The sequence below is a fragment of the Massilia sp. 2TAF26 genome, assembly GCF_052115005.1.
Lineage (GTDB): Bacteria > Pseudomonadota > Gammaproteobacteria > Burkholderiales > Burkholderiaceae_D > Telluria.
In genome coordinates, this window is record NZ_JBFRFV010000129.1 from 1 (window position 1) to 401 (window position 401).

A 401-nucleotide genomic window follows, 5' to 3' on the forward strand; every position below is an offset into this window, starting at 1 on the left:
TGTCTCGTCTGCTCATGATGCGCGTAGCATTCGCACTTGCCATGCTGATGTCGCCGCTGTTCGCGCTGTCGCAGGTCGTTTCGCTGCCGTCGCTGAAGGCGTCGCAGTTATCGGTTTCCGGCTTGTCGTCCGGGGCATTCATGGCGGTGCAGTTCGATGTCGCCTTTTCCGCCAGCGTCATTGGTGCGGGCGTGGTGGCCGGCGGTCCCTACTACTGCGCTGAAGGACAGGTTGGCCGCGCCACCTCCGTGTGCAGTTGTACCGGACTGGGCCAGTGCCAGGTTTCGCCCGGAGGCACCGGCGTCGCGGACCTGATCGCCACCACCAGCCAGAATGCATCCAGCGGACGCATCGATCCCACGGCCCGCCTCGCCAGCCACCGCATCTGGATGTTTTCCGGC

At 64.8% G+C, this 401-nt stretch carries 1 pseudogene; it reads left to right on the plus strand.

The features are described from left to right. Positions 1-41: 41 nt before the first annotated feature. Positions 42-401 (plus strand): annotated as a pseudogene (locus AB4Z32_RS27785) (hypothetical protein); the annotation flags it as partial.